This window comes from Streptomyces sp. NPDC086023 (assembly GCF_044540325.1).
In the GTDB taxonomy this organism is placed as follows: Bacteria; Actinomycetota; Actinomycetes; order Streptomycetales; family Streptomycetaceae; genus Streptomyces.
In genome coordinates, this window is record NZ_JBITRX010000030.1 from 50,584 (window position 1) to 74,126 (window position 23,543).

A 23,543-nucleotide genomic window follows, 5' to 3' on the forward strand; every position below is an offset into this window, starting at 1 on the left:
AGCAGCGCGAGGCGTAGTCCAGAAGTTCCATCGAGGCGGAGCAGACTGGCGGGCCCGAGGTGAGGTGTCCCGCGGCCCTCAAGGGCTCGTCATCACGCGCATGGAGGTGTGGCCTCATGGGCCGGCAGGCGCAAGCATCACATCCCGCATGCTGCGGGACGTCCCTGTCGGAGCCATCCTCGACGATGTGCGGTACATCCTGGCGATGGACGAGCTGAAGGGCACGCCAACCGTGGGGCCGATCACGGGCACGGTCTTCAGCGGCCAGGCGCCTACCCGTACGGCTGACGAAATCATCGCCAGCAGCGCCCCTGCGAAGTCCACGCCCGGGCGAGCGGCACTTCCCGACGCACTCATGCAGGCGGTGGCGGAGGGGTACATCGCGGAGTCGGCCCCCGGGAAGCCCCGAGGCGCAGTAAAGCGTCTGGCAGCCGCACTCGGCCGCCCGGACGCCACGGTGTCCGGCTGGGTCATGAAGGCCCGCAAGGACGGGTGGCTCGGCCCTGGCGCCGCGGGCCGTGAAGGCGCCGAACCAGGCCCGCGGCTCCTCCAGGCCAACGCGGAGCAGACGCGGGAGCGGTTCGGCAAGGACAGCTAGCCGAGCGGCACCAGCCGCTCTGGGTTGAACTTGTTGCCCCTGCTCCGGTCATGCGGCAGCACGTCATAGCCGGGCACAAGCGCGAGCGCAACGTCTCGCCGCTCGGCTGGGGTCAGGCGCTTCCACCCGACCCGCACGTCGCCCTCCAGAAGCACCCGGAGGACCCGCGGGGCCCGGGAGTGGATGAGGGCACGGGACTCCTTGACGCGGGCCTCCACGATCCGACGAGCCTCGGTGTACTCGGCGAACGTCATCTCGCGGCGGGCCCACATGCCCGCCATCTGCTTCAGCTGAGCCTCGTCCTCGGCCAGTTCGGTCCGCGCGTCGGCCGTGGTTTCCGTGTCCGCGACATGCCGAAGTTGCTCCAGGATCGCCGGCTTGCTCAGCAGCTCCAGAATCTGGCGCTCGACTTCGTCCTCGGCAAACGAAGCCTTCACCGCGATCTTCCCGCACCCACCCTCGGGCGTGGCGCACCAGTACCGCAGGCCGCCGGTCCCCTGCCAGCCCATGAGCATGAAGTGGCAGAGCGAGCACCGGAGCACTCCGGTCAGCCACCGCTGCAATGTCAGGTCGACGCTCCTTGCGCGGCCAGCCAGGCGGGCGCAGACGCGTTCCCACGTCTCCACGGAGAGAATGGGCTCCCACACGGCCTTGCCGACCACCTCGCCCTTGTAGCCGCGTAGGCCAGCCACGGACGGCTTGGTGACGACGGAACGGACCGATCGGTCGCCCCAGGGCTTGCCGGTCACCGTGGGCACCTGCCGGCGGGTCAGGTCGGTGGCGATGGAGTTCAGGCTCTCCCCCACCTCGGGCACGATTTTCGCGCGCTGCTCGTCGGTCCAGCCGTCCCACTCGCCGAGGACACGAGCGGCGATCTCCCGGAGGATCGCGGCCTCCGCCTCGATCGGCTCATGTCCGTCGGCGGTGTAGCCGTAGCCGCGGAACCCGCCGCCGCCCGGCTTTCCCTCGGCGGCCAGCTCCTCGTGCTTGCGGGTGACGCGTCGGGCGGTGTCTCGGCTGGACTTGTTGGCCACGGCGACCATGACGCGCGCCATGGTGATGTTGGCGTCGTTGTCGAGGCGTAGGGACCCGGTCACGGACTCGACGGGGATCCGCGGCCGGCGGGACTCAACGACGTCAATGAGATCTTCGAGGTCGCGCGGGTCGCGAGCGACACGATCAAGGTCGTCTGCGATCAGGCCGTCCGCTTCACCGGAGGCCAGCATCTCCAAGGCGCGCCGGAAGCCCGGCCGCACCGTACGGAGCGCCGTGGTCCCGTCGGGCAGCTTGATTTTGCGGCGCTTGAAGGCGGACGTGTCGTCCTCGGGGATGACCTCGGCGATCTGCCAGCCGAGCCGCTCGGCGAGCGCGCGGCCGTCGTCCTCCTGGCGGCCGATGCCCTTCGAGAACTCGGAGCGGCGGCGCTTCCCGCCCGCCTCAGCCCCGGACTCCTCAGCGTCCTCATCAGGCTTCCGGTAGCTGATTCGAACAAGCAGCACTGCCCTTGTTGGCCTCATGTCCATAGGTTAGCGTCTACATGTAGGATCCCCGATGCCGTTCACCTGGCGGAGGTCCTCCACCGAGCGGAAGCCGCCCCGCGCGGTACGGAAGTCGACGATGTGCTGGGCCAGCACGGGCCCGACACCCGGCAGCCCGTCGAGCTGCTCCACGGTGGCGGTGCTGAGGCTGACCGGGGCGGCGGGCCCGGCCGCTCCGGGGAGGGCCACGGCACCCGGGGCCGGGGGTGGCCCGGTCACGCCGACCAGCACCTGCTCGCCGTCCACCAGCACCCGCGCCCGGTTGAGCCCGGAGGTGTCCGCGCCGGGCCGCACTCCCCCGGCGGCGGCCAGGGCGTCCTCGACCCGCGCTCCGGCGGGCAGTCGCCGCACCCCCGGCACCCGGACCTTCCCCGACACGTCGACCACGACCCGGGAGGGCTCCGGCCGGGGCGCGGGCGGGGCGACCGCCGTGATCTCGGGGGCCGCCACGGCATCGGGCCGCCCGGTCCACAACTGCGTGGCGGCGAACCCCACGGCTCCGACCAGCACCACGGCGACGGCGGCGAGCGCCCTCGGCTCCAGCCCACACCGCAACTGCACCCACACGGGGAGTCGCTCCCGCACCCGCTCGTACAACGGCAGCGGTCGCGCCCCGACCGCCACCGACCCGGCCGGCACGGGCTCAACCACCCCCGCCCCCTGCTCCGGCACCGGCTCCGGCTGCCCCGGCACAGGCCGCCCCCTCTCGGGCCACGCCCCTTCCGGCTGCTCCGGCTCGGGCGGCGGTGAGGCCCCTGGCAACGAACCCGCCTCACCTCCCGGGACGACCTGCACGCCGAACAGCGCCTCGGCGCGGCGCCGGGCGGCCTCGGCATCGAAGGCGGCAGCGGCCCGGCGCCGCCGGGAGCGGCCGTCGGAGCCCCGGGCGCGCCCGGGGCCGCTGGTGGAACGGGAGACGGTGGTGGCTACGGACGTTCGAAGAGTCATGCCACAAGACGTTAGCCAGAAAAGGAAGTTGCAGGCCGGACGCCCGCACTTCCGTGGATATCCCAGCACTTGTGGACAACTCCGCCACCCACAAGGGTGAGACGCCGGCAGCCGGCACCGCGCCCCCTCAGCGGGGCGCGATCACCGCCGCGAGCAGCCCCGGGCCGGTGTGCGCCCCGATGACCGCCCCGACCTCGCTGACGTGCAGCTCCCCGAGGGCGGGAACGCGATCGCGCAGGTGCGCGGCGAGCTTCTCGGCCCGCTCCGGCGCGGCGAGGTGGTGTACCGCGACGTCCACCCTGCCGGTCCCGGCGCGCTCCACGGCCAGCTCTTCGAGACGTGCGATGGCCCTGGACGCGGTGCGGACCTTCTCCAGCATCTCGATGCGGCCGCCGTCGAGCTGGAGGAGCGGCTTGACCGCGAGCGCGGACCCGAGCAGGGCCTGGGCGGCGCCGATGCGGCCGCCGCGGCGCAGGTAGTCGAGGGTGTCGACGTAGAAGAACGCCGACATGCCGGCGGCCCGCTTCTCGGCGGCGGCCACGGCGTCGTCGACGGACCCGCCCGCCTCGGTGGCCTCGGCGGCGGCCAGGGCGCAGAAGCCGAGTGCCATCGCGACCATGCCGGTGTCGACGACCCGGACGGGCACGGGCGCGGTCCTGGCGGCGAGCACGGCGGCGTCGTACGTACCGGAGAACTCGGCGGAGAGGTGGAGCGAGACGATGGCGGTGGCCCCGGCGTCGGCGGCCTCCTGATAAGTCCGGACGAACTCCTCCGGGCTCGGCCGGGAGGTCGTCACCGAGCGGCGCTTCTGGAGGGCCAGGGCAAGGGAGCGGGCGGAGATCTCCGTGCCCTCCTCCAGGGCCTGGTCGCCGAGGACCACCGTCAGGGGCACGGCGGTGATGTTGTGGCGCCGCATCGCCGGTGGGGGCAGGTAGGCCGTGGAATCCGTGACGATCGCGACATGGCGGGACATGAGCGGGAGGTTACCGGGCCGCGTGCCCTCCCGGCAGCCGGGGCCCGTAGGGGACCGCACCGTGGCGACCCTCACGGCCGCCGCCGCACTCACCGACGGCGCCCACACCCCCTGGCCGACGGCACCCGCACCCCTAAGGGGTGGTCTCCCACGCCCCTGTCACTCCGCCGCCCCCACAGCGCTCCGGCTCAGGCCGTGGTCTCCGGCCGGGCCTGCTTCTGCCAGGGGTACGGCGTCGCCGCAGGCGGAGCGTCCAGCGGCTTCGGAGCCGAAGCCCCCTCCGACCCACCACCCGCACCGGCACCGGCACCGGCACCACCACCGCCGGCACCCGCACCGGCCGCACCAGAACCCGCACCCGTCCCCGCCGCACCCGGATACCCCACACCCCCGGCACCGGCCGGGTCGTCGCCCCAGGGCGACGCGGACGGCGCCCGCGACCAGTCGCGGAGGGCGTCGGATTCCATGGCGATCTCGCCGGTCAGGCTCGTCAGGTCGTCGTCGGCGAACCGGCGGGCCCGGTCACGGGCGGCCCAGCGCAGGGAGTCGGCGGACTTGGTGATCTTCCGGGTGCGCTCCCGCAGGTCCGGCAGCCGCTCGGCGATCTTCGCCTTGTCCGGCTCCTGCTCCAGCCTCCGCAGCTCGCCGTCCAGCTCGTACCCGTGGGCGCTGAGCCGCTCGAAGAGCGCGATCGACTCGGACAGCGAACCGTCCTGCCTGACCCCCTCATGCAGCGCCGTCTGGGTGGCCCGCATCGACGTGCGCAGATCCAGCCGCAGCTGGGCCAGGGCGCCCACGACCCCGCCGCCGCCCAGGCTCTTGGCCCGGAGCGTGGTGTCCTCGACGGTGCGGCGGGCCTGCGTCAGCGTACGGTCCACGCCCCGCTTGGCCGCACCGACCGCCTTGACCGTGGCGTACGCCCCCAGCCCCACGAAGGCGAGGAACACCAACAGAACGAAGATGATCAACGCGGCCTCCATCAGAGAGTCCCTTCCCCTGCCGTGCTGCCGGTACCGGGCGCGGCACCGCCGGCACCGCCGGTACTGCCGTCAACTCCACGGTAAACGGAACGGGCAGGCCGAGGGTTCCAATCGAACCCCCAACCTGCCCGTACGGGATCACCCTGAGACGTCCGGCGTCACCCCGGGGACCGAGGCCTCCCCGGGACGGCCACCGGCACCACGCACACGGCGCCGCCCGCCTCAGACGACGATGTTGACCAGCTTCGGCGCGCGCACGATCACCTTGCGGATCTCCGCGCCGCCCAGGGCCGCCACGACCGCGTCGTCGGCCAGCGCCAGCTTCTCCAGGTCGTCGTCGGAGATCGACGGCGGCACCTCCAGGCGCGCCTTGACCTTGCCCTTGAGCTGCACGACGCAGGTCACGGTCTCGTCCACGACGTACGCCGGGTCGGCCACCGGGAAGTCCTGGTGGACGACCGACTCCGCGTGACCCAGCCGGTGCCACAGCTCCTCGGCGATGTGCGGGGCCAGCGGCGCGATCAGCAGGACCAGCCGCTCGGCGACCGACCGCTCCAGCGGCCGGCCCGCCTTCGTCAGGAAGTTGTTCAGCTCGGTGATCTTGGCGATGGCGGTGTTGAAGCGCAGCCCGGCCATGTCGCCGCCGGCGCCGTCGATCGCCTTGTGCAGGGCGCGCAGCGTGGCCTCGTCCGGCTCGCCGTCGACGACCGTGACGGCGCCCGTCTCCTCGTCGACGATGTTGCGCCACAGGCGCTGCAGCAGACGGTACTGGCCGACGACGGCACGGGTGTCCCACGGCCGGGAGACGTCCAGCGGGCCCATCGCCATCTCGTACAGGCGCAGCGTGTCGGCGCCGTACTCGGTGCAGATCTCGTCCGGGGTCACGGCGTTCTTCAGGGACTTGCCCATCTTGCCGTGCTCGCGCTTGACCGGCCGGCCCTCGTGGAAGTACCCGCCGTCGCGCTCCTCGACCTCGGCCGCCGGGACGTACACGCCGCGCTCGTCGGTGTAGGCGTACGCCTGGATCATGCCCTGGTTGAACAGCTTGTGGAACGGCTCCGCCGAGGAGACGTGCCCCAGGTCGAACAGCACCTTGGACCAGAAGCGGGCGTACAGCAGGTGCAGCACCGCGTGCTCGGCACCGCCGACGTACAGGTCGACACCGCCGTGCGGGGCGCCCTCGCGCGGGCCCATCCAGTACTGCTCGATCTCCGGGTCCACCAGGGCCGAGGAGTTGTTCGGGTCCAGGTAGCGCAGCTCGTACCAGCAGGAGCCGGCCCAGTTCGGCATGGTGTTGGTCTCGCGCCGGTAGGACTTCGGGCCGTCGCCCAGGTCCAGCTCGACGTGGACCCACTCCTCGGCGCGCGACAGCGGCGTCTCCGGCTTGGAGGCGGCGTCGTCGGGCTCGAAGGTGCGCGGCGAGTAGTCGTCGACCTCCGGCAGCTCCAGCGGCAGCATCGACTCGGGCAGGGCGTGCGCGACGCCGTCCTCGTCGTAGACGATCGGGAAGGGCTCGCCCCAGTAGCGCTGGCGGCTGAACAGCCAGTCGCGCAGGCGGAAGTTGACGGTGCCCTCGCCGATGCCGCGCTCGGTCAGCCACTCCGTGATGGCGGCCTTGGCCTCCACCACGCCCAGGCCGTCCAGGGAGATCCCGGCGCCGGTGGAGTTGACCAGCTTCGCGTCGTACGAGACGAAGGCGTCGTCCCAGGTGGCGGGGTCGGTGCCGCGGTCGTCCGAGGGCTGCACGACGCAGCGCATCGGCAGGTCGAACGCGCGGGCGAACTCGAAGTCCCGGGAGTCGTGGGCGGGGACGGCCATGATCGCGCCCGTGCCGTAGCCCATCAGGACGTAGTCGGCGATGAAGACCGGGACCTGCTCGCCGCTGACCGGGTTGACCGCGAACTCGCCGGTGAAGACGCCGGTCTTCTCCTTGGCGTCGGCCTGCCGCTCGACGTCGGACTTGGCGGCGGAGAAGGCGCGGTAGGCGGCGACGGCCTCGGCCGGGGTGGCGTGCCCGCCGGTCCACTTCTCCTTGGTGCCCTCGGGCCAGGCGGCCGGGACGAACTCCTCGACCAGCGGGTGCTCGGGCGCCAGCACCATGTACGTGGCGCCGAACAGCGTGTCGGGGCGGGTGGTGAAGACCGTCACGGCCCGGTCGCCCAGCGCGAAGTCGACACGGGCGCCCTCGGAGCGGCCGATCCAGTTGCGCTGCTGCAGCTTGATGGCCTCGGGCCAGTCCAGCTCGTCCAGGTCGTCCAGCAGTCGGTCCGCGTAGGCGGTGATGCGCATGTTCCACTGGCTCAGGCGGGCCTTGAAGACCGGGAAGTTGCCGCGCTCGGACCGGCCGTCGGCGGTGACCTCCTCGTTGGCCAGTACGGTGCCCAGCCCGGGGCACCAGTTGACGGGCGCGTCGGAGGAGTAGGCCAGGCGGTAGCCGCCCAGGACGTCGGAGCGCTCGGCGGCGGTCAGCCCGGACCAGGCCTTGCCCCCGGGGACCTCACGCGTGCCGGCCTCGAACTCTGCGACCAGCTCGTCGATCGGGCGGGCCTTCTTCGCGTCCGCGTCGTACCAGGAGTTGTAGATCTGCAGGAAGATCCACTGCGTCCACTTGTAGTAGTCCGGGTCGATCGTGGCGAAGGAGCGGCGCCTGTCGTGGCCCAGGCCCAGCCGGCGCAGCTGCTTCTTCATGTTCTCGATGTTCGCCTCGGTGGACACGCGCGGGTGCGTGCCGGTCTGCACCGCGTACTGCTCGGCGGGCAGGCCGAAGGCGTCGAAGCCCAGCGTGTGCAGGACGTTGTGCCCGGTCATGCGCTGGTGACGGGCGAACACGTCCGTGGCGATGTAGCCCAGGGGGTGGCCGACGTGCAGGCCGGCGCCCGAGGGGTACGGGAACATGTCCATGATGAACTTCTTGGGCCGCGCGACGACCGCCGGGTCCCCCGCGAGGTCGCCGGTGGGGTTCGGGGCCTCGTAGGTGCCCTGGGCGTCCCAGGCGTCCTGCCAGCGTGCCTCGATGTCGGCAGCCAGGGCGGCCGTGTAACGGTGCGCCTCGGCCGCCTCGGGGGCCGGGGAATTCGTCTCGCTCATGATCCTTGAAGCTCCATCGATCGTCTCTGCCGTGGGTTCCGCGCCACCAAACGAAAAAACCCCTCGCACAGGAGGGGACGCCGCGCCGAGGCCGACCTGGTCCGCCGTCCATCCGGGACGGCCCCACCGGTCGGGGCTGTTCAGCGCGGCTCGGTAAGCAGAAGGCGTACGGCACGCATGGCGTCAGGGTACCGCAGCCGTTACGACGGCCGCACGGTTGACCACAGAACGAGAAGCGGGCCACCCGATCCGGGTGGCCCGCTTCTTCACTGTGGAGCTAAGGAGAATTGAACTCCTGACCTCTTGCATGCCATGCAAGCGCTCTACCAACTGAGCTATAGCCCCTTGTCCTGCTTCGCCGCCTTGGCTTTCCGGCCGGTTTCCCTTGCCGTTCCCCTTGGCGACGTCCCAAACATTACACGGTCCTGGCCCCAGTCCAAAAACGGGTTTCCGATGGAGCCAGGAGGCGCCTCGTTTGGGAGCACATGTCCCTTTTTCACACCCTGTCGGCCGCGCCGGTCACGCTCTGGCGAACGAGTAGAAGCGCTTCAGGGTGCAGTGCTCGTCGAGCAGGCGGCCGTAGATCGGCTCCCCCTCCAGCTCGCGATAGGTCTCGATCGGGTCGCCTTTTATGATCAGCGCCCGTGCGCACTCCTCGCACCAGTACTGGTAGTCGGGATTGACCGGGTCCATGTCCCGGACGATCGGCGTTCCGTTGTCGCACCAGTCGCACCGCCGCCGGTGTGCACCCATCCGTCAGCGACTCCCTCCCGTTCGGGCCGTCGTCTCCCCCTCCGGCCGTCCGATTCTGCCATGCCGTCACACGGCTGGTCAGCCCCGAATGTCCGGTCGGTCCGGAGGCCCGGTCCCCGTCGCGGGGTTCCGGGGTACAAAAGCAAGGATCCCGCCCCCTGTTGGGGACGGGATCCTGATTGTGGAGCTAAGGAGAATTGAACTCCTGACCTCTTGCATGCCATGCAAGCGCTCTACCAACTGAGCTATAGCCCCTTGCCGTGTCCCGCTGCTTCCTCGCTCCGTTTCCGGTGCTCTCCGCTGCGGACAAGAAGAACTCTAGCCTGCGATCTCCCAGAAACGAAATCCGGGCCCGAACGGCCCCCGCGAGGCCCCCACCAGGCCTTCCGCGGGACGAGCCGGGACCGGCCGGTGGCCGGTCCGTCGCCGGCCGGTGGCCGCCGGGAGCACCTCGCGAGGCGCCCCCGGAGACCGTGGCCACCAAGTCAGTCGTCGTCGCCGAGCACGGGCTCGGGCAGCGTGCCCGCGTTGTGCTCCAGCAGGCGCCAGCCGCGCGCGCCCTCGCCCAGGACCGACCAGCAGCAGTTGGAGAGCCCGCCGAGGCTCTCCCAGTAGTACGACTCCCAGCCGAGCAGCCGGCCGATGGTCGTGCGGATCGTCCCGCCGTGGCTGACCACGACCAGCGTCCCGCTCTCGCCCAGCTGGGCGGCGTGCCGGAGCACCACCGGGGCCGCGCGGTCGGCGACCTCGGTCTCCAGTTCGCCGCCGCCGCGCCGGACCGGCTCGCCGCGCTTCCACGCCGCGTACTGCTCGCCGTACTTCGCGAGGATCTCGTCGTGCGTCAGGCCCTGCCACTCACCGGCGTACGTCTCCCGCAGGTCCGCGTCGTGGGACACGGCCAGGCCGGTGACGGCGGCGAGTTCGGCGGCCGTCGCCGCCGCCCGCTTGAGGTCGGAGGCCACGATGGCGTCCGGCTTCAGCGAGGCGAGCAGCCGGGCGGCCCGGCGGGCCTGGGCCACGCCGGTCTCGGTCAGCTCGATGTCCGTGGAGCCCTGGAAGCGGCGCTCCAGGTTCCACGAGGTCTGGCCGTGCCGCCACAGGACGATCTTGCGGCCGGTCTTGGGAGTGCTCAGAACAGATCACCGTCCAGGTCGTCGTCGCCCTGCGCCTCGCGCAGCTTGGCGTGCTCCTCGGCCTTGCCCTTGGTCTGCTTGGCGTCCTCGGGCAGTTCGATCTCGGGGCAGTCCTTCCACAGGCGCTCCAGCGCGTAGAAGACCCGCTCCTCGCTGTGCTGCACGTGCACGACGATGTCGACGTAGTCGAGCAGGATCCAGCGCGCGTCGCGGTCGCCCTCACGGCGGACCGGCTTGGCGCCGAGCTCCTTGAGGAGCTTCTCCTCGATCTCGTCGACGATGGACTTGACCTGGCGGTCGCTCGGCGCGGAGGCGAGCAGGAAGGCATCGGTGATCGACAGCACGTCGCTGACGTCGTAGGCGATGATGTCGTGCGCGAGCTTGTCCGCAGCCGCCTGGGCGGCGACGTTGATGAGCTCGATGGAGCGGTCCGTGGCGGTCACTGGCCATGCTTTCGGGTCGGGTGGCAAATCACTTCAAGGGTCTCATGTACCGCCGACACCGCTCGCGAATAACCGCCCGGCCGGTCGTCCCGGCTGCTCAGGACCTGCCCGGACCCCTCTCGGGGCCCGGGCGCCGCCTGCTCCCGTGCCTGCTCAGGGCTTCTTGAAGTCCGTTCCGAGCACGACCACGACGTCCGCGTTGACGGCCGCCTGGGCCTTCTTCACGGCCGTCTCCTTGAGCCCGAGGGTCTTGGCGACCTCCAGGGCCCTGGCCCTCTGGGCGTCGTCGGCGTACGTGACCTGGGTGGCGTCCTGCGTGGCGTCGGCCCTGCCGCCGTCGACGAAGGTGTAGCCGCCGTTGACCAGGGCCGCACGGGCGTCCGTGGCGGTCTTGGCGTTCCCGGAGGCGTCCTTCAGGCCCACCCGCGGGGCGGCGTTGGCCGCCGGGGCCTTGAACGCGCCGCCCAGCAGCTCCTTGACCACGGAGTTCACCGCCGCGTCGGTCAGGCTGCCGTCGTCCTTCACCGGCACGACCTTCGTTGTGTAGTCCCCGACCTTCGCGTGCTCGCCGATCTTGGCGAGCGAGGAGCCCAGGTCCTTCTCGGTCAGGGACGGGTCCATGATCTGGGCGAGGGTCTCGACGGCGACCGTCGCGGACTGCTCGTCGCCGGGGATCTTGCGCAGGGTGCCGTAGAGCACCGTGCCGAACCGCTCCAGCTGCCTCGTCTCCGGCTCGCCGGGCGCGCGGTACGTGGCGTAGGCGACCGCCATGGCGCCACTGAGGCTCTGCTTCTGGCCCTTGCCGACGGCCGGGGCCTTGGCCTTGGCGTCCGCCGGCACGGCGGTGTCGGTGTCGACCTCGATGCCGCCGAGGTTGTCGACCAGCAGCTCCAGATACGGGGTGTCCAGCCGCCAGGTGCCCTCGATGCGGGTGCCCAGGAGGGTGTCGAGGGACTCGCGGGTGCCCCCGAGGCCGTCCTCGTCCACGGACTTGCCGAGGGTGGTGCCGGTGCCGTCGTCCGAGGTGACGGCGGTGGCGTTGGGCAGCAGGACGGTCGCGCCGCGCTTGGCGGTGACGTTGTCCACGAGGATCGCGGTGGAGGTGCCGCCCTTGAGGTCGTGCAGGTGCACGACGATCATGTCGCGCTTCTGGGGTCCCGCGACCGCGGCCCCGTTGGTGCCGGGCGCGTCGCCGAGGAACGGGAGCCTGCCCGCGTACCAGAGGTAGCCCAGGCCGCCGACGACGAAGAGGGCGAGGGCGACGACGAGGACGACCACGCGGTTGCGGCCGCGGCGTTTGGCCTCCTCGCGGCGCTCGGTGCGGCTCTCGGTGAACTTGAGCCAGTCGATGACGTCCTCGGAGTCCTCGTCGGGCTCCTCCAGGAAGGCGAACTGCTCGGTGCGGTAGTCGGGCGCCTCTCGGCGCTGCCCGGGCACCTGGGGCGCCTCCGGGGAGCCCGCCGGGGGCTCTTGGGCGGCCTCGGGCGCGGGCGCCTGCTGCGGAATCCACTGGGCGGTGGTGTCGACCGCCGGGAACTGCCCGGTGGCCGCGGCCTCCGCCGGGGCCGGGCCCGTCTGCCCGCCCTGGCCGTAGGCCGGGTAGCCGCCCGTGTCGTACGCGGGGTACTGGCCGGTGGAGGCCGGATCGGCCACCGCGTACTGGCCGGTGCCGGTGTCGTACGCGTACCCCTGCGCGGGGTACTGGCCGGTCTGGCCGCCGTACGCGTCGTAGTCCTGGGCCGGCTGCTGCGGGGGCGCCGTGGGGCGGCCGTACGCGTCGTAGCCGTACCCGTACGCCTCGTACTGCTGCCCGGGCGCGGGGGACACCGGTCCGTACACCGGCTGCCCATAGGCGTCGTAGCCGATGAGCTGCTGTTCCGGTGCTGAGTCCTCGGAGTGTCCGTCGTACCTGTCGTACCGGCCGTACGGGTCCTGGCGGTCGTTCACCGGTGCCCCTCTCTCTCCGGAAGCTCAGGCGCCCCGGTACAGCTCACGCTTGTCGATGTAGCGCACCACGCCGTCCGGCACCAGGTACCAGACGGGGTCGCCGGCGGCCACCCGCTGACGGCAGTCCGTGGAGGAGATCGCGAGGGCGGGCACTTCCACCAGCGAGACCTTCCCCTCGGGCAGACCGTCGTCGGTCAGTATGTGGCCGGGGCGCGTGACGCCGATGAAATGGGCCAGCGAGAAGAGCTCCTCGGCGTCCCGCCAGGTGAGGATCTGCGCGAGCGCGTCGGCGCCGGTGATGAAGAACAGGTCCGCGTCCGTGTTGAGGGCGCGCAGGTCCCGCAGCGTGTCGATGGTGTACGTCGGCCCGCCGCGGTCGATGTCGATGCGGCTGACCGAGAACTGCGGGTTCGAGGCCGTGGCGATGACGGTCATCAGGTAGCGGTCCTCGGCGGGCGAGACCGCCCGCTGCGACTTCTGCCACGGCTCGCCGGTCGGCACGAAGACCACCTCGTCGAGGTGGAACAGCGCGGCCACCTCACTGGCGGCCACGAGGTGTCCGTGGTGGACCGGATCGAACGTCCCGCCCATCACTCCGAGCCGGCGCTTGACCGGACCGGTAGGCATTTCCTGCTCTCCCATGCGTGCAGAGCCTACTGGCCCGGTGGAGCGGCCCGACCCGGCGGTGTCGGCCCGAGGGCGCGACGCCGTGTCCGCGGCTCAGCGGTCGCGGTTCAGGCGGGTGGTGACCCACAGCATCAGCAGCAGGATGAAGAGGGCGCCGCCGCCGGTCAGGTACGGGTTGAGGCTGTCGTGGTTGCCGCCGTGCTGCTCGCCGCCCTCGGAGGCGAGGACGACCAGGTCGTGGGCGGTGCTCAGGAGGCTCATCAGGCAGGTACCTATCGTGTGGGCTGAGACGTCGCCCACATCGTAAGCGGGCGCCCCGGGCACGCTCACGCCGACTCATGCGTTGAGGGGGCAGTGGCAGGTCCGACCGAGGGGGAAGAGCGATGAGCGACACCGGGTCCGAGAAGCTTCCGGCACGTGACCGGAGGCGTTTCCCGGGCATCTCGTCACGCGCGTACGAGCATCCGGCCGACCGTTCCGCGCTGGTGGCGCTGCGGAAGCTGAGCGGGTTCGACACCGTCTTCAAGGCGCTGAGCGGGCTGCTGCCGGAGCGGAGCCTGCGGCTGCTGTTCCTGTCCGACACGGTGCGGGTGGGCGAGACGCAGTTCCCGCACCTGCACCGGATGCTGCTGGACGCCTGCTACATCCTGGACCTGGAGAAGGTCCCGCAGATGTACGTGCAGCAGGACCCGAACCCGAACGCCATGTGCATCGGCCTCGACGAGCCGATCATCGTCGTGTCCACCTCCCTGGTGGAGCTGCTGGACGAGGAGGAGATGCGGGCGGTCGTCGGGCACGAGGTGGGCCACGCCCTGTCGGGGCACGCGGTGTACCGCACGATCCTGCTGTTCCTGACGAACCTGGCGATGCGGGTGGCGTGGATCCCGCTGGGCAACATCACGGTGATGGCGCTCGTGACCGGGCTCCGCGAGTGGTTCCGCAAGTCCGAGCTGTCGGCCGACCGGGCCGGGCTGCTGGTCGGGCAGGACCTCCAGGCCTCGATGCGGGGCCTGATGAAGCTGGCCGGCGGCCACCACCTGCACGAGATGAACGTGGACGCCTTCCTGGCACAGGCCGAGGAGTACGAGGCGGGCGGCGACCTGCGCGACTCGGTGCTGAAGATCCTCAACATGCTGCCGCGCACGCACCCCTTCACGACGGTGCGGGCCGCCGAGCTGAAGAAGTGGGCGGAGAGCCGCGACCACCAGCGGATCATGGACGGGCACTACCCGAAGCGCGAGGACGACAAGGACACCTCGGTGTCGGACTCGTTCCGCCAGTCGGCCTCGCACTACGCGGATTCGGTGCGGACCAGCAAGGACCCGCTGATGAAACTGGTCGGCGACCTCGCCGGGGGCGTGGGCGACGTGGGCGGCAGGCTCCGCGACAAGTTCGCGGGCCGGCCGTCCGAGGGCCGGGACGGTGCCGCCGGGGGCACCGGCGGCACCTCGGACGGCGAGCGCGGTGGGAAGGGGACGGAGTCCTAGGCGGGGGCGGCGGGACGGGGTCCTAGGACCCGGTCGTCGGGGACGCAGGCGGTCCGGTGGGCGGTGCGGTGGCCAGTACGCCGCACAGCCCGGCCGTCCGGTGCGGGTGCGCCGTGTCGTACGGGTCGATGGCGGCCGGTCCGGTGCCGGCCGGCCGCTGGCCCGCCAGCAGCGGTTTGAAGGCGGCCGACGGGTCCGCGGCGCAGTCCTGGGGGCCGGCCGTGACGTAGGCGTCCAGCAGCTCGGCGCGGCGGCCCTCCAGGTCCTCGCGGTCGAAGCGCAGCCGCAGCTCGCGGCGGACGGTGAACAGGGAGGCGTCGGCGGGCCCGGCACCGGCCCTGCGGACGGCGTAGACGAAGGTGTGGTCGGTGACGACCTCAAGGACCTCCGGCCCGGCCTCGGCGTAGACCATCGTGCCGCTCACCCGGACCCGGGAGTCGGCGACGGTGGCCGTGGCGGGGTCGAAGCGGACCAGCCAGCCGGTGGCCGCGTGCCGCCCGTCGGGCGCCGGCCTGGCGAGGCTGTCGTCGAACTGCTGCTGCTGGTCGGGGTCGAGCAGCACCCGCACCGGCCGGGCGGCGGCGCCGGAGAGCACGTCCGGGTCGAGACCCGACTGGACCAGGTAGTCCTTCACGGTGGTGAGGGCCGTGACGACCTGGGTGTCGGTGAAGTGCTGCGTGCGCCGCACGGCCGGCAGGGTGATCCCGGCCGCCCCGACGCGGTAGCCGTCCGCCGGGCTCGCCGCGTACAGCTCGGCGGGGCGCCCGCCCGGGACAGCCCCCCGGGGCGCGAGGGGCACCACGGTGCTGGTCAGCGGGTCGGTGTAGGCCGAGGGCGGGGGTACGTACGGGTGACGCAGGCCCATGTAGACGGCCGCGCTGAAGGCGAAGGCCACCAGCATCAGCAGGACCAGCCCCTGGCGGGGCCTGCGCGTGCTCGAACCGGTGCCGCCGCCCCACACGGGACGCGTGCGCACCGCGCGGGCGTGCTCGCCCATCCGCTCCTGCGCGGAGAACTCCTGGAGCCTGGCGGCCCGTACGAAGTCCTCGTCGAACACCACGGAACGGTACTCGTCGTCCCCGCCGATGCCGTCGGGGGCGCCGTCGGGTGGATCTCCTGGCACGGCCATCGCTTCTCCCCGCTGTCCCCGCAATAGAGAAGCCCCCTCGGGGTGCTCGTGCGCACCGCTCGTGCTGAGGGGTCGTACTTTCAGGGTTGGTCGCTACCGGGGCAGGTAAACGCCCGCGTGGCCGGGACTTTCCGGCTGGAGCCCGCCGCTGCGGAAGCTCGCCGGTGCTCCGCCGGTGTCGGCCCCGGTGGAGGCGGGCGGGGGCACCTGCTCCCGGTCCGAGGCGGCCGCCTTGTAGACGGCGGTGAAGGCCAGGGCCACCATGCCGACGCCCATCACGACCGCGAGCATCCAGGCGACCGGGCGGTGCCAGCGAGCGCGGCCGCGGTACGGGCGCAGGGCGCCGCCGTAGGTGCCGTACGGGCCGCCGTAGCCGTAGCCGTACGCGTACTCGGGGCCGAAGCCGTAGGGCTCGCCGTCGGGGCTGTAGCCGTAGCCGAACCGGTCGAGGTAGCCGTCGTAGCTCTCGCAGCCGTCGTCGTCCGCGGCCCTGGCGGCCGCGATGGCCCGGGCCTCCTCGGCCTGGGCGCGCGCCTGGGCCGCGGCGAGCAGCCGCTCGGCGGCGGTCGGTTCATGGATCTCGGCGCTCCGGACGAAGTCCTCGTCGAACACCACGGAGGCGAAGTCCTGCTCCGCGCCTCCGCGGTCGTCGTCGGGCTCCCCGTCGTCCGGGAACGGAAGGCCCCCCACGTCGTCCGGCACGGGACCAGACTAGACCTGGGGGGCTCTTTTGGGCAGGGAGTCGGCCGAAAATCGGCCACTCGGAGGTGGTCCGGCGGTTACCGCACGTGACCGTCGCCGGTGACGATGTACTTGGTGGAGGTCAGCTCCGGCAGGCCCATCGGACCGCGGGCGTGCAGCTTCTGCGTGGAGATGCCGATCTCCGCGCCGAAGCCGAACTGGCCACCGTCGGTGAAGCGGGTGGAGGCGTTCACGGCGACGGTGGTGGAGTCGACCAGCTGGGTGAAGCGGCGCGCCGCGGCCTGCGAGGTGGTGACGATCGCCTCGGTGTGGCCGGAGGTCCAGCGGCGGATGTGGCCGACGGCCGCGTCCAGGGAGTCCACGACGGCGGCGGCGATGTCGTACGAGAGGTACTCGGCCGCCCAGTCCTCGTCGGTGGCGGCGACGGCCGTGACCTTGCTGTCGCCCGCGTAGCCGAGGATCGCGGGGTCGCCGTGCACGGTCACGCCGGCGTCGGCGAGCGCGTCGAGGGCGCGCGGCAGGAAGGCGGCGGCGATGTCGCGGTGCACGAGCAGGGTCTCGGCGGCGTTGCAGACGGAGGGGCGCTGGGCCTTGGAGTTGACCAGGATGTCCACGGCCATGTCGATGTCCGCCTGTGCGTCGACGTAGACGTGGCAGTTGCCGGTGCCCGTCTCGATGACCGGCACGGTGGACTCCTCGACGACCGTCTTGATGAGGGAGGCGCCGCCGCGCGGGATGAGGACGTCGACGAGGCCGCGGGCGCGCATGAGCTCGCGGACGGAGTCGCGGGACTCGCCGGGCACGAGCTGGATGGCGTCGGCGGGGATGCCGGTCGCCTCGACGGCGTCGCGCAGGATGGCGACGAGGGCCGTGTTGGAGGCGTAGGCGGAGGAGGAGCCGCGCAGCAGCACGGCGTTGCCGGACTTCAGGCAGAGGGCGGCGGCGTCGACGGTGACGTTGGGGCGGGCCTCGTAGATGATGCCGACCACGCCCAGGGGGACGCGGATCTGGCGCAGGTCGATGCCGTTGGGGAGCGTGGAGCCGCGGACGACCTCGCCGACCGGGTCGGGCAGGGCCGCGACGTCGCGGACGTCCGCGGCGATGGCCCGGACGCGCTCGGGGGTCAGGGTGAGGCGGTCGATGACGGTCTCGCTGGTGCCGGCCTCGCGGGCCTTGGCGATGTCGACGGCGTTGGCCTCGACGATCTCCGCCGTACGGGCCTCCAGGGCGTCGGCGATCGCGTGCAGCGCGGTGTCCTTGGCGGACCGCGGGAGTGGGGCGATCTCGGCGGCGGCGGTACGGGCGCGGGTGGCGGTTGCGAGGACGGGGCTGAGCGAGGTCATGGGTGCAGGGTAATCCCCTGGTGCGGGGGCGCGGGCGTCGGTTTCACCCCCCGAGACGGGGTCTCGCGGTGCGGCGGCCGGATCCGTACGGTGCCGCCGCCGGTACCCGTACGGCGGCGGCCGGGGCCCGTCCTTCGGATCAGGCCCGCGGGCCCGGCCCGGTCCGGAAGACGGCCTGGACGAGCAGGTCCGCTAGTACGGGTGGACGCCCACGGGAGAGGCCGGCGGCGGGCCGTAGCCCTCCGCCACACGCTGGTGGTACGTGGCGCGGTCGATGACCTCCAGGCCCACGATCTCCCACGGCGGCAGCTTCGCGGAGGAGCGGTGCTCGCCCCACAGCCGCAGGGCGACGGCGGCCGCGTCGTGGAGGTCCCGGGCCTCCTCCCAGTACCGGATCTCCGCGTGGTCGGCGGCGTACCGGCTGGTCAGCAGGAAGGGGTGGTCGTGCGCCAGCTGCTCCAGGCCCCGGCGGACCTCCGCCAGGGGCGCGGGTGCCCCCGAGACGCTCAGCGTGACGTGCCAGAGCCGGGAGACCTCGGCGGGCCCGGCTCCCTCGCCCGTCTCGACGCTCGTCAGCGCTCGCTCGGCGCCCGCTCGTCTCACCGGCGGCCTCCTGGTTCTGCGTCGGTCTGCGGCTGTCCCCCGTACGTCCCCCGCCAACAAAGTTGACCAGTCCGCGGCCCCCCGTGCGACGGTTTTACCGGATCGAGCCCATCACCGGTGCAGGAGCACCAGGTCGTCGCGGTGGACGACCTCCCGCTCGTACTCGGGACCGAGCTCCCTGGCCAGCTCCTTCGTGGAGCGGCCCAGCAGCCGGGGGAGCTCCTTGGCGTCGAAGTTGACGAGCCCGCGCGCCACGGCCCGCCCGTCGGTGTCCCGCAGTTCGACCGGGTCGCCCGCGACGAACTCGCCCTCGACGGCGGCGATGCCGGCCGGCAGCAGCGAGCTGCCGCGCTCGGTGACCGCCGCGACGGCGCCCGCGTCCAGCGTGAGGTGGCCCTGGGGCGTGGAGGCGTGCTGGAGCCAGAGCAGCCGGTCGGCCGAGCGGCGGCCGGTCGCGTGGAAGTACGTGCCGGTGACCCGGGCGGCGAGCGCGTCGGCGGCCTGGCTCGCGGAGGTGAGGACCACCGGGATGCCGGCGGCGGCGGCGATCCGGGCCGCCTCGACCTTGGTGACCATGCCGCCGGTGCCGACGCCGGCCTTGCCCGCGCTGCCGATGGAGACGTGGGCGATGTCCTCCGGGCCGCGCACCTCGTCGATGCGGGAGGTGCCGGGCTGCGCGGGATCGCCGTCGTACAGGCCGTCGACGTCCGAGAGCAGCACCAGGAGGTCGGCGCGGACCAGGTGGGCCACGAGGGCGGCCAGCCGGTCGTTGTCGCCGAAGCGGATCTCGTCGGTGGCAACGGTGTCGTTCTCGTTGACCACCGGCAGGGCGCCCATCGCCAGCAGCTGGTCCAGCGTCCGGTAGGCGTTGCGGTAGTGGGCGCGGCGGCTGGTGTCGTCACTGGTGAGCAGCACCTGGCCGACGCGTACGCCGTAGCGCGCGAAGGAGGCGGTGTACCGGGCGACCAGCAGGCCCTGGCCGACGCTGGCGGCCGCCTGCTGGCGGGCCAGGTCCTTGGGGCGGCGGCGCAGGCCGAGCGGGGAGAGGCCGGCGGCGATGGCGCCGCTGGAGACCAGCACGATCTCCTTCTCGCCGCCGCTGCGGGCCTTGGCCAGTACGTCGACGAGGGCGTCCACCCGGTCGGCGTCGAGGCCTCCGGCGGCGGTGGTCAGGGAGGAGGAGCCGACCTTGACCACGATCCTGCGGGCGTCGGCCACGCTCCGCCGTCCACCCTGACTTGCCCCTGACACGTCCCTGACCCCTATGCGTTCGCCCGGTTCCGGATGCTCCTCCCCCAAATTTACGGGGTGCTCCGGCGGGCCCGCGTCCGCGTCCCGGTGCGTGGGACGGACACGCCGGGGGCGCCGCCCGGTCCGGCGGGCAGCTGCGCGCCGGGGCCTGCGGACAGGCGCTCGGGAGGACGTCCCGTTCGCGTGAATCGGGGGGCGGCCCATTGCCCGGCCCGTCGGACCGCCGTTGACCAGCGAGCCCCCTCCGCGTCACCCGACCGCTTGGAGCCCCGGCCGTGAATCCGCTGCGCCCCCTCCGCCCGCTCGTCCGGGCGGCCGTCCCGGCGCTGCTCGCCGCGTCCTTCGGGCTCCAGGTGGTGGGCGCGCTGGCCCCGGACGCCGGGTTGCTGGCGCTGGCCACGGTGTCCGGGCTGGCCGCCGAACTGGCGCTGCACCGCTGGCAGGGGGACGTGGCCGAGGTGCTCGCGCGGCTCCGGGCCGATGTGCCCGTGCGGCAGGTGCTGCGGGACTTCCTGCTGGTCGCGGGGCTGCTGGCGACGGGGCGGGGGCACGAGAGCGCGGCGGCGCTGCCGCTGGTGTTCGGACTGCTGCTGTCCTACGCGCTGCACTTCGCGAGCCGGGGAGTGGCAGTGCTGGTCCGGCGGTCCCGGACCCTGCCCGTACTGACCCGGAACGTCGACACCGCCGGGCTGCGGCTGCCGCCCGCTCCCCCGGCCCTGCTACTGGGCCGCCCGGGGCCGCGGATGCTCTGGTGCGGCCTGCCGTCCACGGCCGGACTGCTGGTCGCGGCCGGGACGGGGGTGCCGCACTTCGCGGCGGCCGGGATCGCCGTGTCGCTGGGGCTGGCGGCGACCGCGCTGCTGGAACTGTCGCTGCACCTGCTGCCGTCGCGGCGGCCGGCGGGCGAGGCGGAGGTGCTGGCCTGGTTCGACCGCTGGCTGGCCGAGTACCGGCCGACGGTGGGCATGTACTTCTCGGGCGGGACGGCCTCCGCCTACCAGGCGGACATGTGGCTGGGTCCGCTCGCGGCGCTCGGCGGCCGCCCGGTGGTGGTGCTGCGGGAGCGGTTCATGCTGCAGCTGCTGGCGCCCACGGACCTGCCGGTGGTCTGCCTGCCGAAGGTCGAGCACCTGATGCGGCTGGAGCACTCGACGCTGCGGGTGCTGATCCATCCGGCGAACTCCGGCAAGACCTCCCAGGTGCTGCGCATCCCCACCGTCAAGCACGCCTTCGTCAACCACGGGGAGAGCGACAAGCCGTCCAGCTGCAACCCCTATGCCAAGGCGTACGACCAGGTGTGGGTGGCCGGTCCGGCCGCCCGCGAGCGGTACGCGCGGGCAGAGGTGGGCGTGGACGACCGGGACGTGGTGGAGATCGGCCGCCCGCAGCTGGAGGCGGTTCACCCGTACGGGGGACCGCCCGCGGGCGGCCGGCTCACGGTCCTGTACGCGCCGACCTGGGAGGGCTGGACCGGGGACCCCGGCGGCACCTCCCTGGTCCTGGCCGGGGAGCGGCTGGTCGGGGCACTGCTGGCGGACCCGCACGTACGGCTGCTGTACCGGCCGCACCCGATGACGGGCTCGGTGGACCCGCGGGCCGCGGCCGTCGACGCCCGGATCCGGGCGCTCGTACGGGCGGCCGGGGCGGCGTACGGCGACGCGCGGCCGCCAGCGCCGGGGGCGGCGGCCGAGCTGGCCCGGCGTACGGCCGTGCTGGACGCGCTGACGGCGGCGGGGCTCCCGCCGGACGCGGACGGGGCGGAGCGGATGCGGCTCCAGGGAGCGCCGGTGGCCGACCGCGCGCTGGCGGTGGAGGAGGCGACGGCGGCCTGGGAGGCGGCGTACTGGGCGGTGCGGCCCGCGGGCGCGCACCGGGTGGTGGCGGGCCCGCGGCCGGGCCTGTACGCGTGCTTCAACGCGGCGGACCTGCTGGTCGGCGACGTGTCCAGCGTGGTGTCGGACTACCTGGCGAGCGGGAAGCCGTACGCGGTGGTGAACACGGGCCACCTGGGCGAGGCGGAGTTCCGGGCGGCGTTCCCGACGGCGCGGGCGGCCTGGGTGCTGGGCCCGGACGCGGCGGGCGTGGCGGCGCTGCTGGAGTCCGTACGGGACCCGGCGAAGGACACGCTGCGGGCGGCCCGCGCCGAGCTGCGGGAGCACCTGCTGGGGCCGGACCGGCCCTCGTCGGCGGTGCGTTTCCGGCGGGCGGCGCTGGCGCTGGGCGAGGAGGCGGAGCGGCACCGGGAACGGCGGGCACGGCGCGCGGCGGTCCCCGGTCCGGGGGCGGGCCGCGCGCCGGGCCCGGTCAGCCCTTCGGGGCGGACGTGACGGCCGGGGCGGCGGCCTCCGCGTCGGCGCCCTCGGGGGCCTTGCGGCTGACGAGGATGCGCTGGGCGATCAGGTAGGTGAAGGGGATCGCGATCACGGCCGCCGCGAGCGGCGCGATCTTCGAGTCCATGCCGGCCCAGGCGACGAGCGCGAAGAGCCCGGCGGACTGGACGACGTAGTTGGTGACCTGTGTCAGCGGGAAGAGCAGGAACTTCTTCCAGGTCGGCCTGGTGCGGTACGTGAAGTACGTGTTCATGAAGAACGAGCCGACCATGCTGAGCAGGAAGGCGCCGGTGTACGCGGCGAAGTACGGCATCCACGGGTGCAGCAGCAGGTAGATGCCGTAGAAGGTGCCGGTGTTGACCCCGCCGACCAGGCCGAACCGGAGGATCTGGCCGAGCTGGTCCTTCATCGGCCGTCCCGGTCCGCGGAGACCGGCACCGGCTCACCCGTGCGGGTGTCGGCACCGTGCGACTCCTTGACCAGGAAGTGCGGGCGGCGCTTGGTCTCGTAGTAGATGCGGCCGATGTACTCGCCGATCAGGCCGAGCATCGTCATCTGCACGCCGCCGAGGCCGACGATGATCGCGACGAGGGTGACGTAACCGGGGGTCTCGATGCCGCCGGCCAGGGCCGCGATCACGATCCACAGGGTGTAGAGGGCGCCGAGGGCGGTGAGCGCGCCGCCGGTCCAGATGGCCAGGCGGAGCGGGCGGTTGTTGAAGGAGATCAGGCCGTCCATCGCGTAGTTCAGCAGCGACGCGAACTTCCACTTGGTCTCGCCGGCCTCGCGCTGCGCGTTCTGGTAGTCGAACGTGATCGTGTCGAAGCCGATCCAGGAGAACAGGCCCTTGGAGAAGCGGTTGTACTCGGGCAGCGCGAGGAGCGCGTCGACGGCCTGGCGGGAGAGGAGACGGAAGTCGCCGACGCCGTCGGTGAGCTCGACGTCGACCCAGCGGTTGACCGCCCGGTAGTAGAGGCGGCTCAGGGCACTGCGGACCTTCTTGTCGCCCTCGCGGTTGCGGCGGGCGATGATCTGGTCGTGGCCCAGGCCGTAGAGGTCGAGCATCTTGCCGATGAGGTCCGGCGGGTGCTGGAGATCGGCGTCCATGATCACCACGGCGTCGCCGGTGGCCTCGCGCAGGCCGGCGAGCATGCCGGCCTCCTTGCCGAAGTTGCGGCTGAAGGAGACGTACCGGGTCTGGTCGCGGTGCTCGGCTGCGATGGCACGGAGCTTGCCGAGGGTGCCGTCCCGGGAACCGTCGTCGACGTAACAGACCTCGTACTCCACGGGCAGCTCGTCGAGCACCCGGCGGATCTCGGAGTCGAAGCTGTCGATGACCGCTTCTTCGTTGTAACAGGGAACGACTACGGACAGCTTGGTCATGAACACTTCCTGCTGCGGGTTCGAACCGGGTGGTCGCCGCCAGCGGAACCCGACGCTCACCTCTCCGCTAAGAAGTATGCACGCCGGCGCCGGGCCCACACCGACAGGTCGCTTGCCTCCGTCGAGTGGAACACACGGTAGTTTTGACGGGCGCAATGAGAACACAAGTGGATTGAGGTGCCAGTGCCTGACGTCTCCGTGGTCGTCATCGTCTACAACGACGCAGAGCGTCTGCCGACGGCGGTGAAGTCCGTCCTGGACCAGACCCTTCACGGGGTCGAGGTCGTG

General features: G+C 72.4%; 21 protein-coding genes and 2 tRNA genes. 3 read left to right on the forward strand and 20 right to left on the reverse strand.

Going from position 1 to position 23,543, the window contains the following annotated elements; translation table 11 throughout:
• The first annotated feature begins 148 nt into the window (after positions 1–148).
• Complete coding sequence (locus ACIF6F_RS35020; protein WP_399956899.1) at positions 149–598, forward strand: hypothetical protein; 450 nt, start codon at positions 149–151, stop codon at positions 596–598.
• On the opposite strand, the gene ACIF6F_RS35025 is transcribed toward ACIF6F_RS35020, so the two are convergent.
• The 13 genes from ACIF6F_RS35025 to ACIF6F_RS35085 all read right to left on the reverse strand — a co-directional run bounded on the left by ACIF6F_RS35025 (position 595) and on the right by ACIF6F_RS35085 (position 13,288).
• The gene (locus ACIF6F_RS35025; protein ID WP_399956902.1) at positions 595–2,115 is read right to left on the reverse strand and encodes a recombinase family protein; all 1,521 of its coding nucleotides are present in this window, start codon (positions 2,113–2,115) and stop codon (positions 595–597) included. The genes ACIF6F_RS35020 and ACIF6F_RS35025 overlap by 4 nt on opposite strands.
• Positions 2,116–2,124: 9 nt before the next feature.
• Positions 2,125–2,787 (reverse strand): helix-hairpin-helix domain-containing protein, encoded by a 663-nt coding sequence (locus tag ACIF6F_RS35030; RefSeq protein WP_399956907.1) that lies wholly within the window; start codon positions 2,785–2,787, stop codon positions 2,125–2,127.
• Positions 2,788–3,211: 424 nt separating this feature from the next.
• Positions 3,212–4,057: a DegV family protein gene (locus tag ACIF6F_RS35035; protein WP_399956910.1), complete on the reverse strand. Its 846-nt coding sequence runs from the start codon at positions 4,055–4,057 to the stop codon at positions 3,212–3,214.
• A 188-nt stretch (positions 4,058–4,245) separates the two neighbouring features.
• The gene (locus ACIF6F_RS35040) at positions 4,246–5,037 is read right to left on the reverse strand and encodes a hypothetical protein (protein ID WP_399956913.1); all 792 of its coding nucleotides are present in this window, start codon (positions 5,035–5,037) and stop codon (positions 4,246–4,248) included.
• Positions 5,038–5,259: 222 nt separating this feature from the next.
• A complete protein-coding gene (leuS, locus tag ACIF6F_RS35045; protein WP_399956917.1) occupies positions 5,260–8,124 on the reverse strand; it encodes a leucine--tRNA ligase in 2,865 nt (954 codons plus the stop codon).
• 272 nt (positions 8,125–8,396) lie between these two features.
• Positions 8,397–8,469 (reverse strand) — tRNA-Ala (locus ACIF6F_RS35050).
• A 174-nt stretch (positions 8,470–8,643) separates the two neighbouring features.
• Positions 8,644–8,877 (reverse strand): hypothetical protein, encoded by a 234-nt coding sequence (locus tag ACIF6F_RS35055; RefSeq protein ID WP_219665244.1) that lies wholly within the window; start codon positions 8,875–8,877, stop codon positions 8,644–8,646.
• 182 nt (positions 8,878–9,059) lie between these two features.
• Positions 9,060–9,132: transfer RNA gene (locus tag ACIF6F_RS35060), tRNA-Ala, on the reverse strand.
• 230 nt (positions 9,133–9,362) lie between these two features.
• Complete coding sequence (locus tag ACIF6F_RS35065) at positions 9,363–10,010, reverse strand: histidine phosphatase family protein (protein ID WP_399956962.1); 648 nt, start codon at positions 10,008–10,010, stop codon at positions 9,363–9,365.
• The gene (rsfS, locus tag ACIF6F_RS35070) at positions 10,007–10,453 is read right to left on the reverse strand and encodes a ribosome silencing factor (protein WP_399956921.1); all 447 of its coding nucleotides are present in this window, start codon (positions 10,451–10,453) and stop codon (positions 10,007–10,009) included. Before rsfS ends, ACIF6F_RS35065 begins: the two co-directional genes overlap by 4 nt.
• Positions 10,454–10,606: 153 nt before the next feature.
• Positions 10,607–12,400 carry a LytR C-terminal domain-containing protein gene (locus tag ACIF6F_RS35075; RefSeq protein WP_399956924.1) on the reverse strand — a complete coding sequence of 598 codons (1,794 nt, stop codon included), beginning with the start codon at positions 12,398–12,400 and terminating at the stop codon, positions 10,607–10,609.
• A 24-nt stretch (positions 12,401–12,424) separates the two neighbouring features.
• Positions 12,425–13,042: a nicotinate-nucleotide adenylyltransferase gene (nadD, locus tag ACIF6F_RS35080; RefSeq protein WP_399956927.1), complete on the reverse strand. Its 618-nt coding sequence runs from the start codon at positions 13,040–13,042 to the stop codon at positions 12,425–12,427.
• A 78-nt stretch (positions 13,043–13,120) separates the two neighbouring features.
• Positions 13,121–13,288 (reverse strand): hypothetical protein, encoded by a 168-nt coding sequence (locus ACIF6F_RS35085; RefSeq protein WP_399956930.1) that lies wholly within the window; start codon positions 13,286–13,288, stop codon positions 13,121–13,123.
• Positions 13,289–13,410: 122 nt separating this feature from the next.
• Between ACIF6F_RS35085 and ACIF6F_RS35090 the strand changes: the two genes are divergently transcribed.
• Complete coding sequence (locus ACIF6F_RS35090; RefSeq protein ID WP_399956933.1) at positions 13,411–14,514, forward strand: M48 family metallopeptidase; 1,104 nt, start codon at positions 13,411–13,413, stop codon at positions 14,512–14,514.
• Positions 14,515–14,536: 22 nt separating this feature from the next.
• Here the strand turns inward: ACIF6F_RS35090 and ACIF6F_RS35095 are convergent, their stop codons facing one another.
• From ACIF6F_RS35095 to proB, 5 genes are all read right to left on the reverse strand, one after another.
• Positions 14,537–15,643: a hypothetical protein gene (locus ACIF6F_RS35095; RefSeq protein ID WP_399956936.1), complete on the reverse strand. Its 1,107-nt coding sequence runs from the start codon at positions 15,641–15,643 to the stop codon at positions 14,537–14,539.
• Positions 15,644–15,736: 93 nt separating this feature from the next.
• Positions 15,737–16,345 (reverse strand): hypothetical protein, encoded by a 609-nt coding sequence (locus ACIF6F_RS35100; protein ID WP_399956939.1) that lies wholly within the window; start codon positions 16,343–16,345, stop codon positions 15,737–15,739.
• A 77-nt stretch (positions 16,346–16,422) separates the two neighbouring features.
• Complete coding sequence (locus ACIF6F_RS35105; protein WP_399956942.1) at positions 16,423–17,688, reverse strand: glutamate-5-semialdehyde dehydrogenase; 1,266 nt, start codon at positions 17,686–17,688, stop codon at positions 16,423–16,425.
• A gap of 192 nt (positions 17,689–17,880) precedes the next feature.
• On the reverse strand, positions 17,881–18,291 hold the full coding sequence (locus ACIF6F_RS35110; protein ID WP_399956945.1) for a hypothetical protein: 411 nt from the start codon (positions 18,289–18,291) through the stop codon (positions 17,881–17,883).
• Positions 18,292–18,402: 111 nt separating this feature from the next.
• On the reverse strand, positions 18,403–19,509 hold the full coding sequence (gene proB / locus ACIF6F_RS35115; protein ID WP_399956949.1) for a glutamate 5-kinase: 1,107 nt from the start codon (positions 19,507–19,509) through the stop codon (positions 18,403–18,405).
• A 308-nt stretch (positions 19,510–19,817) separates the two neighbouring features.
• On the opposite strand from proB, the gene ACIF6F_RS35120 reads away from it, so the two are divergent.
• On the forward strand, positions 19,818–21,869 hold the full coding sequence (locus ACIF6F_RS35120; RefSeq protein WP_399956952.1) for a hypothetical protein: 2,052 nt from the start codon (positions 19,818–19,820) through the stop codon (positions 21,867–21,869).
• Here the strand turns inward: ACIF6F_RS35120 and ACIF6F_RS35125 are convergent.
• Together ACIF6F_RS35125 and ACIF6F_RS35130 are read right to left on the reverse strand one after the other, a co-directional pair.
• Positions 21,847–22,281, reverse strand: a complete 435-nt coding sequence (locus ACIF6F_RS35125; RefSeq protein ID WP_399956957.1) for a GtrA family protein — start codon at positions 22,279–22,281, stop codon at positions 21,847–21,849. The two genes, ACIF6F_RS35120 and ACIF6F_RS35125, sit on opposite strands and share 23 nt — an antisense overlap.
• Entirely contained in the window at positions 22,278–23,255 is a 978-nt protein-coding gene (locus ACIF6F_RS35130) for a glycosyltransferase family 2 protein (protein ID WP_399956959.1), read from the reverse strand. Before ACIF6F_RS35130 ends, ACIF6F_RS35125 begins: the two co-directional genes overlap by 4 nt.
• Between the last annotated feature and the right edge of the window lie 288 nt (positions 23,256–23,543).